At 40.5% G+C, this 14,652-nt stretch carries 11 protein-coding genes; 1 reads left to right on the top strand and 10 read right to left on the bottom strand.

The features are described from left to right. Positions 1-5: 5 nt before the first annotated feature. Entirely contained in the window at positions 6-383 is a 378-nt protein-coding gene (locus PYW30_RS02060) for a VOC family protein (RefSeq protein ID WP_042217360.1), read from the bottom strand. A 176-nt stretch (positions 384-559) separates the two neighbouring features. Between PYW30_RS02060 and PYW30_RS02055 the strand changes: the two genes are divergently transcribed. Next, positions 560-1,159, top strand: a complete 600-nt coding sequence (locus tag PYW30_RS02055; protein ID WP_003134020.1) for an ATP-dependent Clp protease proteolytic subunit — start codon at positions 560-562, stop codon at positions 1,157-1,159. A gap of 94 nt (positions 1,160-1,253) precedes the next feature. Here PYW30_RS02055 and PYW30_RS02050 read toward each other — a convergent pair whose 3' ends face one another. The 9 genes from PYW30_RS02050 to PYW30_RS02010 all read right to left on the bottom strand — a co-directional run bounded on the left by PYW30_RS02050 (position 1,254) and on the right by PYW30_RS02010 (position 14,541). Next, positions 1,254-4,673, bottom strand: coding sequence for a pyruvate carboxylase (locus PYW30_RS02050; protein ID WP_042217363.1), 3,420 nt, complete (start codon positions 4,671-4,673; stop codon positions 1,254-1,256). 142 nt (positions 4,674-4,815) lie between these two features. Next, a complete protein-coding gene (locus PYW30_RS02045; RefSeq protein ID WP_042217366.1) occupies positions 4,816-6,039 on the bottom strand; it encodes an FtsW/RodA/SpoVE family cell cycle protein in 1,224 nt (407 codons plus the stop codon). Between the two features lie 131 nt (positions 6,040-6,170). Further along, positions 6,171-6,317 carry a 50S ribosomal protein L33 gene (gene rpmG / locus PYW30_RS02040; RefSeq protein WP_014024306.1) on the bottom strand — a complete coding sequence of 49 codons (147 nt, stop codon included), beginning with the start codon at positions 6,315-6,317 and terminating at the stop codon, positions 6,171-6,173. Further along, positions 6,314-7,504, bottom strand: coding sequence for a multidrug efflux MFS transporter (locus PYW30_RS02035; RefSeq protein WP_003134017.1), 1,191 nt, complete (start codon positions 7,502-7,504; stop codon positions 6,314-6,316). Before PYW30_RS02035 ends, rpmG begins: the two co-directional genes overlap by 4 nt. 46 nt (positions 7,505-7,550) lie before the next feature. Continuing rightward, a complete protein-coding gene (coaE, locus tag PYW30_RS02030) occupies positions 7,551-8,156 on the bottom strand; it encodes a dephospho-CoA kinase (RefSeq protein WP_042217483.1) in 606 nt (201 codons plus the stop codon). Between the two features lie 230 nt (positions 8,157-8,386). Then, a complete protein-coding gene (gene pflB, locus PYW30_RS02025; protein ID WP_042217367.1) occupies positions 8,387-10,720 on the bottom strand; it encodes a formate C-acetyltransferase in 2,334 nt (777 codons plus the stop codon). Positions 10,721-10,967: 247 nt separating this feature from the next. Further along, complete coding sequence (gene hpf / locus PYW30_RS02020) at positions 10,968-11,525, bottom strand: ribosome hibernation-promoting factor, HPF/YfiA family (RefSeq protein ID WP_003134010.1); 558 nt, start codon at positions 11,523-11,525, stop codon at positions 10,968-10,970. A 123-nt stretch (positions 11,526-11,648) separates the two neighbouring features. After that, complete coding sequence (locus PYW30_RS02015) at positions 11,649-14,099, bottom strand: ATP-dependent Clp protease ATP-binding subunit (protein WP_052370166.1); 2,451 nt, start codon at positions 14,097-14,099, stop codon at positions 11,649-11,651. Further along, positions 14,089-14,541 (bottom strand): CtsR family transcriptional regulator, encoded by a 453-nt coding sequence (locus PYW30_RS02010; RefSeq protein ID WP_003134006.1) that lies wholly within the window; start codon positions 14,539-14,541, stop codon positions 14,089-14,091. The genes PYW30_RS02015 and PYW30_RS02010 overlap by 11 nt, the downstream gene beginning before the upstream one ends. Positions 14,542-14,652: the final 111 nt, after the last annotated feature.

Genomic DNA, 14,652 nt, shown 5'->3' with positions numbered 1-14,652 from the left:
TAACTCTAAGCTGTTATTTCAATCTTATTCCCCTCGGGATCAAGAATAACTGCTTCATAATAACCATCACCAGTCCTCCGTGGTCCAGATAGAACTTGAAAGCCTTGCTCTAAGAAGTCTTGCGCACGTTTGTCTACCTCAGCTTCATCTCCTACTTGTAAAGCAAGATGAGCAAAGCCCAGCCCTTCAGGCAGTACTTTTTCAATGTCTGCACGGTGCATCAGCTCTATACGTGCACCTTCTTCAAAACTCATAAAATAAGAGGTAAAGCCTGTTTTCGAGTTGTGATATTTTTGACCTGACCGTGCAGAAAAAAAGCTTTCATAAAAATGTCTCATCTTTTCTAAGTCTCTTACCCAAATTCCGATATGTTCAACTTTCATCTGTTCATCTCCTTGAATCTATTATAATATACTCCGACAAATAAAAGTGTTCCTTTCTTTGAAACATTTTACTTAAAAAAGATCTTCATTTCCTCCTTTTTAATCGTACTTATTTTTTGACCTTTTTTGACCTTTGATTTATAATAGAATAAAACATTGAAAAAGGAGACTTATCTATGGGATATTTAGTACCTACTGTCATCGAGCAATCAAGCCGTGGTGAACGCGCATATGACATTTATAGCCGTCTACTGAAAGACCGTATCATCATGTTGACAGGCCAAGTTGAGGATGGTATGGCCAACTCAATCATCGCACAACTCCTCTTCTTGGATGCCCAAGACAGCACAAAGGACATTTACCTCTACATTAACACACCTGGTGGTTCTGTTTCTGCTGGACTTGCAATTGTCGATACTATGAACTTCATCAAATCTGATGTTCAAACAATCGTTATGGGTATCGCTGCATCTATGGGTACAATTATTGCTTCTAGTGGTACAAAAGGCAAACGTTTCATGTTGCCACATGCGGAATACATGATTCACCAACCTATGGGCGGTACTGGTGGTGGTACACAACAAACAGACATGGCTATCGCTGCGGAACATTTGCTCAAAACACGTCGTACTTTAGAAAAGATCTTGGCCGAAAACTCTGGACAATCTATGGAAAAAGTACATGCCGATGCAGAACGTGACAACTGGATGACAGCACAAGAAACATTAGATTATGGTTTCATTGATGAAATCATGGAAGCCAACAGCTTGAAATAAAATAAAAAACACCTGATTTTGAGCAAACTTGCGCTCTGGGTGTTTTTTCCTTCTTAAATAAAAACGTTCAACCCAAGAGTTGAACGTTTTTATTTTATTGCTCACGTAGCTCGATAAGAAGATCTTTCGTCTGAATCGCTTCTCCTGCTACGGCATGAATCTCTTCAATCGTCGCATCAAATGGTGCCTCGATTGTCGTCTCCATCTTCATTGCTTCTGTAACCATCAGTGCTTGTCCTTTTTTGACCTGCTCTCCTTTTTTCACGAGAATATCTAAAACAGATCCCGGCATCGTTGCCCCGATTTGTTGGGGGTCTGTGCTGTCGGCCTTACGTTTCGCAACAACTTGTGTTTTGATGGATTGGTCATTCACACTAATTTCACGTCTTTGACCATTAAGGTTAAAGAAGAGCACACGATTACCTAAGACATCTGGCTCTCCAATCTCATCAAGACGAATAATCAGAGTTTTACCTTTTTCAATCTGCACTTCGATTTGCTCACCCATACGCATACCATGGAGAAAAGTTTCCGTATCGAGTAAGGTCACTGAGCCAAAAGCATCTTGCATTTTTTGATAATCCAAGAAGACTTGCGGGTACATAATGTAACTTAAAACTTCATGTTCTTCAGCTGGATAACCTAATATATCTGAGAGTTCCTTTTCCACTTGTGCAAAGTCAACGGCTGGCGCATGAAGACCGGGACGATCTGTTAAAGCTTGTTTCCCTTTGAGAACCAGCGCTTGAAGTTTCTCTGGGAAACCACCTACAGGTTGACCCAAATCTCCTTGGAAGAAGGAAACCACTGACTCTGGGAAGTTTAATTCTGCACCTTTTGCATAAACATCTTCTTCTGTGAGGTCATTTTGTACCATAAAGAGTGCCATGTCGCCCACAACTTTTGAACTTGGCGTCACTTTAATAATGTCACCAAACATCATGTTTACTTTGCTGTACATCGCTTTGACTTCATCAAAACGAGTATCCAATCCAACCGCAGCAGACTGTGCTTTAAGGTTGGTGTATTGTCCCCCTGGCATTTCATGTCTGTAAACTTCTGTTTGCGGGCTCGTAATCCCAGCTTCAAAAGGCGCATAATAACGACGTGTATCTTCCCAATAATGGTCAATTTGTTCCGCGTTAGCAATATTTAAGGCCGCATGACGTCCACCATGCTCCAAGGCATAATAGAGCGACTGCATAGAAGGCTGAGAAGTCCCACCAGCAAGTGATGCTGTTGCCACATCAACAATATCTACACCGGCCTTAATCGCACCCGAATAGGTGATAATCCCATTACCTGCCGTATCATGTGTATGCAAATGAATCGGTAAATCGACTGTTTCTTTCAGTGCTGTAATCAATACATAAGCAGCTTGTGGTTTCAGAAGGCCAGCCATATCCTTAATCGCAAGAATATGCGCACCGCTAGCTTCTAATTCTTTAGCAAGATCTTTATAATACTTCAAGTCATATTTTTGACGTGTTTTATCTAAGATATCGCCAGTATAACAAATCGTTGCTTCAGCGATTTTCCCTGTGTCACGCACAGTTTGGATAGATTTTTCCATTTGCGGCAGCCAGTTCAGGCTGTCAAAAATACGGAAAACATCGATACCCTCAGCTGCCGCTTTTTGAATAAACTCTTGAATAACATTGTCAGGATAATTTTGATACCCTACTGCATTTGAGCCACGGAATAGCATTTGGAAAAGTGTATTGGGCATCTGTTCACGCAATTTTCTTAAACGATACCAAGGTGATTCATTTAAGAAACGGTAGGCAACATCGAAAGTCGCCCCACCCCACATCTCTACAGAGAACAAATCTGAAAGGCCTTGATCTACAGAGCTTGCAATTCCCTTCATATCTTGTAGACGCAAACGTGTGGCTAAAAGACTTTGGTGTGCATCACGAAAAGTTGTATCTGTGAGCAAGACTTCATGTGAACCTTTAACAAAGTCTACTACGGCTGCAGCACCTTCTTGATCAAGGATGTTCTTTGTCGTTTTTTTCTGGATAATCTCAATTTCTGGTTGACGCGCAGGTTCAAAATAACGCTTCTCTGTTTTGTCAATCCCTGGGAAACCATTCACGGTAATATTCGAAATGTATTTCAATATCTTTGTACCGCGATTACGTTTACGAGAAAACTTGAAGAGTTGTGGGGTATTGTCAATAAAGGTTGTTGTTGCTTGACCACTAGTGAACTGCTCATCGTCAATAACATTTTCCAAAAATGGAATATTAGTTTTTACCCCACGAATACGGAATTCGCGCAAGACACGTTGCATCTTATGCACCGCTTCTTCAAAGTCTGTTGCATGAGTACAAACCTTGACTAAAAGGCTGTCAAAATAAGGCGTCACTTCATATCCTGCATAAGCATTACCTACGTCAAGACGCACACCAAAGCCTCCTGGAGAACGGTAGGTGTTTATTTTTCCTGTATCTGGAAGGAAATTATTTTCAGGATCTTCAGTTGTGATACGGCACTGGATGGCTGCGCCTAAGCATGGAATTTCATCCTGTGCAGGAATTTTGATGTCTTGGTGCAAATCTTTGCCCTGAGCAATAAGAATTTGTGCTGTGACAATGTCTACACCTGTCACCATCTCCGTAATCGTATGTTCTACTTGAACCCTTGGGTTCACTTCAATAAAATAAAATTGATTCTCTTTAACTAGAAACTCAACTGTTCCTGCATTAACATACCCCACAGCCTGGCAAAGTTGGACAGCTGCTTGACAGATTTCATTTCTAAAGTCTGGATCTAAGCCTACAGCTGGTGCAATTTCGATGACTTTTTGATTGCGGCGTTGCACAGAGCAATCACGCTCATGAAGATGGACAATATTTCCATGCGTATCTCCCAAAATCTGTACTTCGATATGCTTTGGATTTTCAATATATTTTTCAACATAAATTTCTGCTGATCCAAAAGCGGTTTGTGCTTCTGACTTGGCACGCGCATAACCGTCACGCATCTCCTCATCATTACGAGCAACACGCATTCCACGTCCGCCGCCACCGAGAGCAGCTTTTATCATGACAGGATAGCCGTAGGTTTCAGCAAAGGCAAGGGCACCATCCAAATCGACAGCACCATCCGTCCCTGGAATACCTTGAATTTTTGCCAAATCCGCTGCTTTCTTCGCTTTAATTTTATCGCCAAAAATATCCAAATGTTTTAAATCTGGCCCTACAAAAACCAAGCCCGCTTCACGGACCTTCGTTGCAAATTCCAAGTTTTCCGAAAGCAAACCATAGCCCGGGTGAATTGCATCTGCTCCTGCATCCAGAGCAATACGAATAATATCATCCGCATCAAGGTAAGCATCTATCGGTTTTTTACCATGTCCGACTAAGTATGCTTCGTCTGCTTTGAAACGGTGTACAGAGTACTCATCTTCTTTTGCATAGATGGCTACAGTGGACAAACCCAGTTCATTACAGGCACGAAAAACACGAATGGCAATTTCACCACGGTTGGCAACGAGCAGTTTTTTCATACAATCCCCTATCTTTATTCCCTAATATGTTGTGTAATATGGTTGACGATACCTTATAATTCATTTTCCTTCTCGCTTTAGCGAAAGAGGGGCATGGAGTATTACGATTTGATTAGCTTTTTCTTAACTTTAGCATTTAATATTAAACATTTCTAGCATATGTACTTGAAAGTTCTCTGACTTCTCTGCGTTTTTCATCTGCCGAAATGTTAAGCACGAAAGCAATCCCCAAAGACAACACAAGGAATGATGATCCCCCTTGCGATAGGAATGGGAATGTTACCCCTGTTTCCGGAATAATTCCAAAAGCTCCTCCAATATTGATAAATACTGAAATCAATAGGGTAGAACCAATCCCGATACAGATCATCGAATTAAATGCACTTTTTGCACGGATACCGACCATTAAGATACGCACAATCATAAAGAACAATACGCCGAGAACGATAATTCCTCCGATTAGCCCCAGCTCCTCAATAACAATCGAGAAGATAAAGTCCGTGTGCGCTTCAGGCAGGAAGCCATTTTTCTCAATAGAATTTCCGAGTCCTCGACCAAACCAGCCCCCATTACTTACGGCGTAATAGGAGTTGGCCATTTGGTGACCATATGTTGACAAGCCTTCGAAAGGATTCACCATTGCCTTAAAACGGGCATTGACATAGTTTCCCGGGATAACGTCACCACCTACAGCATAAAGGTAGGCAATAAAGGCAACCATCGCTCCCAGAATGATCTTACCATAGCCACTAAACCAGCGCCAAGAGATACCACTAGAAGCAATCATCACTCCTGTAATCATCGCCATAATCGAAGCATTACCCAAGTCTGGCATAATAACCAAGATACCTAACATTATAAGAATCGCAGTGCGCCATCCCCCAAATAGTTTTTGCCAAATGGTTTTTCCTTTGAAAATTGCTGCGATATCTTTTTCATATATTTCATCCTGCTTTTCGGAAAAAACCGAAGCCAGATACCAAACAACGAAAAATTTTGCATATTCAGCAGGTTGAATCGTACCCACACCTGGGATAGGAATCCAACCATGTGCACCATTTGCGGAGGTGTTTGGCCCAACGCGGGAATAAATCATGGCTGAAATCAAAAGAAATAAAACCCAACCAATCATTTTTTTACTCTTAAGCGCACGGAGTTTCATCCGATAAATCACAGCAATAGCAACAAAACTCAGCAACATGAATGCGCCTTGGTTGATTGCCATTTTATAAGGTGAAAGTCCCTTCGCCAGCTGATATGGGACTGTTGCTGAAAAAACCATCACGATACCTACAGCTGACATGATCAGGTAGGGAATCAAAATAGAATAGTTCAGGAAGTTTGCTTTCTTCAATCCATCATTCATTTTAAGTTATCATTTCATTTCTATTATTTTTTAACATTTTTTATTATACCATTTTTTCAGTTTCAATTTTAGAGATGTGCAATTATTTTGAAAATAAATGGTTTTGTAGAATGAAAAATACTCTCTACAGTTTAAACCTCTCGGTGTAATGTAACCATACGCTCTTTTGGACAAAACTTCATTGTTTCGACTTTATCAGGATTACTGCTTTTATTCTTACTGCTAATATAGTTTTTACTCTTACAACTTGTGCAAGCTAAAGTTATTTTCACTCTCATTCTACGATGCTCCGTTTTCTTAGGTATTTCCGGAAGTTGGTCAGGGACCAGAAGAAATTAACAACCACGAAAAGACTTGTCACAATAAAGGCCATACGATATGAAATCCAACCTGCAATTGCAGAGCCCACTATCGGACCTACAACTACTCCAAAGTTAGAAAACATTTGGTTATACGCAAAAATCCGCGACACACCTTCCTTAGGGGTAATTTTTGCTAAAAGGGAGTTGACGGATGGCATCAGCGCACCCGTACCGAACCCCAGCATAAATCTTAAGAGTCCTAATTGGAGAGGCGTTTTTACAAAGGCCATCGGTAAATACATCGCGAAGCTAAAGGCGAGGCCAATTAAAATCAGTCGATGTGCGCCATATTTGTCTCCTAATTTACCCAGTGTACTTGAAGACAGCATTGCAGACAAGCCGACTGCAGACACAATAAGCCCTGAGATAAACATTAAGTTATTTGTATTTGTAGTCAAAGTCTTGATATAAAGGGTAACAAATGGCTCTATCGATTGTGTGGTAACTTGGATAATAAAGCTGGTAACAAGTAAGCCAAAAAGAATTTGCTTATTGCTTATACGATTGACAATTTCCTTTGTCGATAACATATTATCTTTCGTTACGGGTTCAAAGTTTTCATGGACAAAAAAGACAGTCAAAATCGTTGCTAGAGCAAGCAGACTCCCAACGATAAGGAAGACGTTTGCCATTCCAAACCACTGCGCCAGCAAACCACCGATAGAAGGACCGATCAAAGTCCCCGTAATCATTGCAGTGGATAAGACGCCCAGAGCATAACCCGAACGTTCTTTGGGTGCTTGAGAAGCGATCATTGCAGTTGAGTTGGGAATGAAACCTGAAAAGAAGCCCATGAGACTACGCATGAGCAAAAGCCACCAATAGCCGCCCATTTGATGAGAAAAAGCAATTGCAGACATAGTAAAGGTCATCGCAAAAGAAGCTCTGACCATCATGGGTTTTCGGCCGTATTTGTCTGCTAATTTCCCCCACATAGGTGCAACTAAACCTGAGACTAAGGCTGTCGAAGCAAAAGCAATACCAGAAAACAGCTCTACATTAGAACCAGTCACACCTAAGCTCTGAATATAAAGAGGCAAAAATGGCATTACCAGTGAAAAAGATGAGCCCACAATAAAACAGCCAATCCATGTGATCCACAAGTTTTGTTTCCAATTAACTTTTCTTTTTTTTGTTGATTTACTCGTTTTAATCCCTCTTTTCTACTACTTTTAACAATTCTGTGATTTTTTCATAAGTTTCAGGAATTGTTCCTGAACTGTCAATAATACGTGTGGCATACTTCTTCTTTTCTGACAAAGGCATTTGAGCTTTGATACGCGCTTCCGCCTCTTCTTGGGTCATATTATCTCGACTCATAATACGCTCCATTTGGATGCTTTCTGGCACAGCGATTAACCATATTTCGTCAAACCCATCATAAGCTTGTTCGATGAGTAAGGGAATATCCATAATTATGGGCTTTTGAACCTTGTCATCCTTCAAAAGTGCCTCACGTCTCTTATAGAGCTCTTGGCGAATAATATGATTTTGGAGCGATGCGAGTTTTTCTCGTGCTTCATCCTTCGAGAAAATCAAGTTGCCCAACTTCCGCCGATTCAAAAGTCCATCCTCATCAAAGTAGGTAGGACCGAATTCTTTCAAAATCGCCTGATATAAGGCGCCACTTGGTGCTTGTAATTCACGAACCACTTGATCCGCATCAATGATCGGATAGCCCTGAGAACGCAAAAAATCAACCGCCGTTGATTTCCCAGAAGCTATTCCACCTGTCAAACCGATTACTTTATTCATAGCTTTATTATAGCACAACTCGGGATACGATATTCAGTAATTACGATCTCATGAAGTAAAAATGATATTTTTCCGGTCTGGAAAGGCCCCCAGACCGTTGTAATTGTCCCTTCACTACTTCTCCCTTACATAAAGTGAGTATTATGGTAAAAAATAACAGGATCTGCTTAATGATAGAAAAAAGCCAAAAAAAACAACCTCCCCAAAGGAGAGTTTGTTTTTACATTCGATTAGATGTTAGATGTGTGCATTACTTCATCATCATCTTGTGAAAGAACTTCGTGGAACACACGTTCAGTCAATTCTTGTTTTTGTTCTGGTGTGAGGTATTTAGTGTTTACACAGTAACCAGAGATACGTACGATAACGTCCTCACCAGCCATAATTTTGCTGTAAACATCTTTAAGGTCCATAACGTTAAGGTTAACGTGTTGACCACCTTGACCGAAGTAACCGTCGAGGATTTGAACCAAGTTATCTACTTGTTCGTCACGTGTTTTACCAAGTGCGCGTGGAGAAACTTGAGTTGTCAATGAGATACCGTCATTTGCATGAGCAAATTCAAGTTTAGCCAAAGAGTTCAAGGTTTGGAGCCAACCACCGCGCGCTTTGTTTGATGGGTTAGCACCTGGTGAGAAGAATTCTACTTTAGATTTGTTGACTGAACCATCTTCATTGAGGAATACACCTTTATGAACTGGTGAGTTACCTGTTTGTTTAGAGTAAGCAACGTTTGAAGTGATTGTCAAAAGTGAAACTGCAGCTTCAGCATTTTTGTAAAGTTTGTGTGAAGCTAATTTTTCGTAGTACATCTTCATCAAAAGTTTAGCGATATCGTCTACACGGTCATCATCTTCACCATAACGTGGGAAGTCGCCTTCAACTTCGTAATCGTAGATATAGCCGTTTTCATCACGAATTGTTTTAACTTTCGCATATTTGATTGCTGAAAGTGAATCCACAGTATTAGCGAAACCACAGATACCGAAGCCCATGTTTGCGCGAACACGTGTTGGCAAGAAGGCCATTTGAACAGCTTCATAGTTGTATTTATCAGTCATATAGTGAATGATGTTCATGGCATCTACATAAGTATCAGTCAACCAAGTCAATGATTTGTCAAAGTTTTCCATAACTGTGTCGTAGTCAAGAACTTCGTCAGTTACAGGTTCGATGTCGAACACTTTATAGTCTTTATGAACATCGTCATATCCACCATTCAAACCAGTAAGCATTGCTTTCAGAACGTTAACACGTGCCCCAAAGTATTGAAGGTTGTGACGTTCGTTTTCATTTTCTGGATCAAGCGGTGATACACAACATGAGATACAAGACATTTCGCCATAGCCTTCTTTAGCCATTGTTTCAACACCTTCATATTGAATAGAAGAGTGTTTATGAGACATTGACATTGCATAGCGTTTGAAGGCATGTGGCAATTTATCAGACCAAAGTACTGTCAAGTTTGGTTCTGGAGCGTTACCGATTGTATCCAATGTGTTTAGGAAACGGTAGTCCATTTTAGTCACACGGTGACGTCCGTCATTACCCATACCAGCCATAGATGTTGTGATGAATGTTGGGTCACCAGAGTAAAGTTCATCATAGGCTGCAGCACGTGCGAATTTCATTGTACGAAGTTTCAATACAAAATCATCAACGAATTCTTGAATCTCTTGTTCAGTGAAAGTACCACGTTCGAGGTCACGTTCAGCGAAGATATCAAGAACGATTGGCACACGTCCAAGTGAAGTTGCCGCACCATTGATAACACGACATACAGCCATATAAGCAATATTGATCCATTGGATAGCTTCTTTAGTGTTCAAGGCTGGGCGACGAACGTCAAGTCCATAAAGATCACCAAATTTAGCAACTTGATCAAGTGCTTGGTATTGCATGTTGATTTCTTCTTTAAGACGGATAGTCTCTTCAGTAATCTCAGTGATTGCATCCCATTCGCGTGCTTTTTCTTTCATCAAGTAGTCTGCACCGTAAAGCGCAAGACGTGCGTAAACACCGATGATACGTCCACGTGAGTAAGCATCTGGCAAACCAGTTACTGTGTGGGCATGACGTGCTTTACGAATAGCTGATGTATAGGCACGGAAGATACCATCATTTACAGAAGTCATAGTTGTATCCAACACTTCGTGCAATTCAGGATCAACGCTAAGTCCGTGTTCTGTCAAGATTTTTTCTGCTACACGAAGACCACCTTTTGGCATGAAGTTCAAACGGAAAAGTTCGCTGTTTTGCATACCGTAGATTAATTCGAGATCTTTGTTTTCAGGATCGATGTAACCAGCAGGAATTTTGTGAATAGAAGTCACACGATCAGTATCGAATGGGAACCCTACTTCTTCATAGTGCGCTTTTGTTGTTTCGATGATATCTTTTACTTTAAGCGTACGTTCTGTTGGTCCTTCGAGGAAACTTTCGTCTCCATCATAAGGTTTGTAGTTGGCTTGAACAAAGCGTGTGACGCTTGCTTTATCTTGCCAGTCTGATCCTTTGAAACCTTCCCAGGCTTGCTCAAAGATTTCTTTAGTTTCTGTTTTCATGTAGAAAATCTCCTTTGGTCTTTCTGTTTCAGATTACGTTTTTATTATATCATACAGTTTGCTAATTTCAAGGGATATACGGGAATGTTTGCACTTTCTTTACTAGTACAGTTTTGTTTTTTGGTCAAACTGTTATAATTTAAGTAAACGATTACAGAAGAGAAATGTCACAGAAGTACAGAGATAACAAAAAAAGCCAAGCTTTTTTGCTTGACTTTTTTCTTGATACAGTTTAGGTACTTAAATCTTATTTGGTTTCGATCAAACCAATGTTGCCATCTTCACGACGGTAAACGACATTAGTACTGTCTGTATCTGCATCTGTAAAGATATAGAAATCATGACCCAACATGTCCATTTGAAGCACTGCTTCTTCAGCATCCATTGGTTTCAAGGAAACATGTTTTGTACGAACAATCTTTACTTGATCTTCATTTACTTCTTCAGCTTCATCAAGTGGTGCAAACTCGTCTCCGAAAGCTTGTCCAGTAGGAACGTTAATCTTAGATTTACGGTTTACACGTGTTTTATACTTGCGAATTTGACGTTCTAGTTTTTCCTCAACAAAGTCAATAGCTGCATACATGTCAGCTGCTGTATCTTCTGCACGCAAGGTTACATTTTTAGCAGGCACTGTAACTTCTGCTTTGTAACGTTTGTCGGAGTAAACTTTAAGATTTACATAGGCTGTTACTTCATGACCATCGTTAAAGTATTTTTCAAGTTTTCCAACCTTATCTTCAACATATGAGCGGATTGAATCTGTTAACTCAAAATTTTCACCACGGATATTATATTTGATCATAGAGTCTACCTTAACGGCTCTTGTGTTGAATCTTCACTGTTTTGCAAGACGCTGGACAGTCAAGTTTTAAGAACCGTCCTTTCTTTATTTCTAATTTAATTATAATATATAATCGCTTACAAGTCAATCAATAACACTTATTCTAATCTTTTTATTAGAAGACCCAATCGAAATCGTATCCCCCGGATGAATTTCGCCTGCAAGCAATTGCTCACTGAGCGTGTCTTCAACCTCCCGTTGTAGCGCTTTACGCAACGGACGTGCACCATACTCAGGATCAAATCCTTTATCAGCAATAACTTTCAAGGCAGCAGGGGTAAATTTAACTGTGATATTTTGATCTTTCAAACGTGATACAAGAGATTTACTCATGATTTTCACGACTTGTTCAATCTCTTTTTCAGTCAGTGAATGGAAAACGATGGTTTCATCGATACGGTTAAGAAATTCTGGACGGTACTGTTTCTTCAGTTCTTCCATGATTCTTGCTTTCATGGCTGCATAATCTGTTGAAATTGATTTAGCCCCAAAACCAACCGTTTTATCATCACGAATAGCCGTTGCGCCTAAGTTGGATGTCATAATGATGATTGTATTTCGGAAATCAACTTTCCGCCCTTTGGTATCTGTAACGAAACCGTCATCCAAAATTTGCAACATGATATTGAAAATGTCAGGATGGGCTTTTTCAACTTCATCAAGGAGAATAACAGAATAAGGCTTATTACGGACTTGCTCTGTCAATTGTCCCCCTTCGTCGTAACCTACATACCCTGGAGGCGCTCCGATAAGACGCGATGTCGAGAATTTTTCCATAAATTCACTCATGTCTACGCGAATCATGTTCTCTTCACTCCCAAAGACACTTTCCGCTAAAGCTTTAGCAAGCTCTGTTTTCCCCACCCCTGTCGGACCAAGGAACATAAATGAGCCCAGAGGACGTCTCGTATCAGCAATACCTGAACGCGCACGTCTTATAGCACGAGAAACAGCCGAAATCGCTTCTTCCTGTCCGACCACACGTTTATGTAACTCTTTTTCTAAGTTAATCAGACGTTCACTTTCTGTTTTCGTCATTTGTTGGAGCGGAATTCCTGTAAGGTTAGAAACAACAGCATAAATATCGCTTTCTTCGACCAAAGGATTATCATTTTCCGATACTGTAAAATTATCAATTTTGTGTGTTAATCTTTCAATATCTTTTTCAATTCCTTGTGCTTCAACAATATCAAGAGCAACAACTGCTTGTTGTAATTTCAGCTCTTCCGCTTTTAATTCTGCTTTTAACTCGTCTAGCTTGGTGTAATTTGTTTTACTCGTGATTTTAACTTTGGCCGCTGCTTCATCAAGAAGATCAATGGCTTTGTCTGGCAGACGACGACTTGGCATGTAGCGATTACTCAAGCTAACGGCACGCTCCAAAGCCCCTTCTTCAAATTTAACCGCATGGTAAGCTTCAAATTTTTCTTTCAAGCCTTGTAAAATCGCAACCGTTTCTTTTTCTGAGGGTTCTTCGACATTGACACGGGCAAAACGGCGCTCCAGAGCTTCATCTTTTTCAATATATTTTTGATATTCTTGATAAGTAGTAGCACCAATAAGTTGAAACTCGCCACGTGCTAATGCGGGTTTTAAAATGTTTGAGGCATCATTGACAGAGTCCATGCCTCCCCCAGCACCAATAATAGTATGGAGTTCATCGATAAAGACGATAACATCTTTATCATGTGTCACTTCATCCACAATAGCTGTCAAACGATCTTCAAATTCACCACGGAACTTCGTCCCCGCTACGACCATCGCCATATTCAAGGCCATGATACGACTGCCGCGTAAACCTACAGGAACATTTCCTGCAGCCACACGTGTGGCAAAGCCCTCAATAATGGCTGACTTACCAACGCCTGGTTCACCAACAAGAACGGGATTATTCTTTGTTCGGCGACTCAAGATATGGATAAGACGTTCGACTTCACGCTCTCTCCCAATCATTGGATCAAGCTTGCCTTCACGCGCTGCTTTTGTCAAATCTGTCGAGACTGTATCTAAAGTAGGTGTTGTTGTTGTTTCGGACACCTTCCCCGACAGGTTTCTTTTCGAAGCAGGGGTCACCGCTTTACGGCGTTCTGGCACTCGTAAATATGCTTTTTGCTCTAACTTTTTACGGAGGTTAACGATATTAATGTTTTGCTCACGTAAAAGTTGTCCTGCAAAGCTGGCTTCATTTGCCAACAGCATATACAAGAGATGCTCTGTCCCAATACGGTTTTTATCGTTATTTTGAGCCAATGCTCGGGCTTGCTCAATAATCGTTTCAACTCTTGGGCTAAGCTTTATGTCTGATTTTTTTGTCTTCACTTGACTTGAAAAATCTTCGATGTCGATTAACATCTCTTCCAAATCAATCTTTTCTGAATTAAGTAGCGTAAATGCCAATGAAGCCGGAACCTCAGCCAAGGCAGCCAATAGGTGCGAGCTTTCTACCCAAGCGTAGTTAAACTTATGCGCATAGTCGACAGACTTCTCAAGCACTCTAACAACTTGTGGTGTAAAGTCCTTTTCATTAAATTTCATCATCACGATCCAATCTCTGTAGTATTTTTATCATCATTTGCGCTCGACAACTGTTAGAAATATCACTATCAGCTAAAAGCAAAAGGAGAAGATTACCTTCTCGTTCAGTCAAAATGTTTTCATCAAATAAAAGTTGCAAGATATCTTGCGCCATACCTTCGGTCAAGTTGGCAGGCAACTTCTGTGCTAAATCAAGCAAGAATTCATGCTTTGCCGAATAATGGTATTTGAATATTTTGATATAGCCGCCACCACCACGCTTTGACTCAACATCAAAGCCTTTAGATGGGGTGAAACGGGTTTTAATCACATAGTTAATTTGCGAAGGAACCACGTCAAATTGACTGGCTAAATCTGCACGTTTAATCTCAATCTCACGTGCCTCTTCGAGCAGTTTTCGCAAATAAGCTTCGATAATATCTGAAGTATTTTGGGCAGACATAGAACCTCCAATCTTTGACCTTTATTGACTATTATATCGAAAATTTTAATTTTTTACCAAAAATAGTGGCTGAAATGCCTCTAAAATAAAAAAATCTGCTAAAAGGCAGAC

Source organism: Lactococcus garvieae subsp. garvieae, from assembly GCF_029024465.1.
Lineage (GTDB): Bacteria > Bacillota > Bacilli > Lactobacillales > Streptococcaceae > Lactococcus > Lactococcus garvieae.
The sequence above is the reverse complement of the archived record's forward strand: the minus strand, read 5'-3'. Positions and strand labels throughout refer to the sequence as shown.

Coding starts and splice junctions, on each gene's coding strand:
- PYW30_RS02060 (WP_042217360.1), bottom strand. CDS start 383: ATGAAAGTTGAACATATCGGAATTTGGGTAAGAGACTTAGAAAAGATG.
- PYW30_RS02055 (WP_003134020.1), top strand. CDS start 560: ATGGGATATTTAGTACCTACTGTCATCGAGCAATCAAGCCGTGGTGAA.
- PYW30_RS02050 (WP_042217363.1), bottom strand. CDS start 4,673: ATGAAAAAACTGCTCGTTGCCAACCGTGGTGAAATTGCCATTCGTGTT.
- PYW30_RS02045 (WP_042217366.1), bottom strand. CDS start 6,039: ATGAATGATGGATTGAAGAAAGCAAACTTCCTGAACTATTCTATTTTG.
- rpmG (WP_014024306.1), bottom strand. CDS start 6,317: ATGAGAGTGAAAATAACTTTAGCTTGCACAAGTTGTAAGAGTAAAAAC.
- coaE (WP_042217483.1), bottom strand. CDS start 8,156: ATGAATAAAGTAATCGGTTTGACAGGTGGAATAGCTTCTGGGAAATCA.
- pflB (WP_042217367.1), bottom strand. CDS start 10,720: ATGAAAACAGAAACTAAAGAAATCTTTGAGCAAGCCTGGGAAGGTTTC.
- hpf (WP_003134010.1), bottom strand. CDS start 11,525: ATGATCAAATATAATATCCGTGGTGAAAATTTTGAGTTAACAGATTCA.
- PYW30_RS02015 (WP_052370166.1), bottom strand. CDS start 14,099: ATGAAATTTAATGAAAAGGACTTTACACCACAAGTTGTTAGAGTGCTT.
- PYW30_RS02010 (WP_003134006.1), bottom strand. CDS start 14,541: ATGTCTGCCCAAAATACTTCAGATATTATCGAAGCTTATTTGCGAAAA.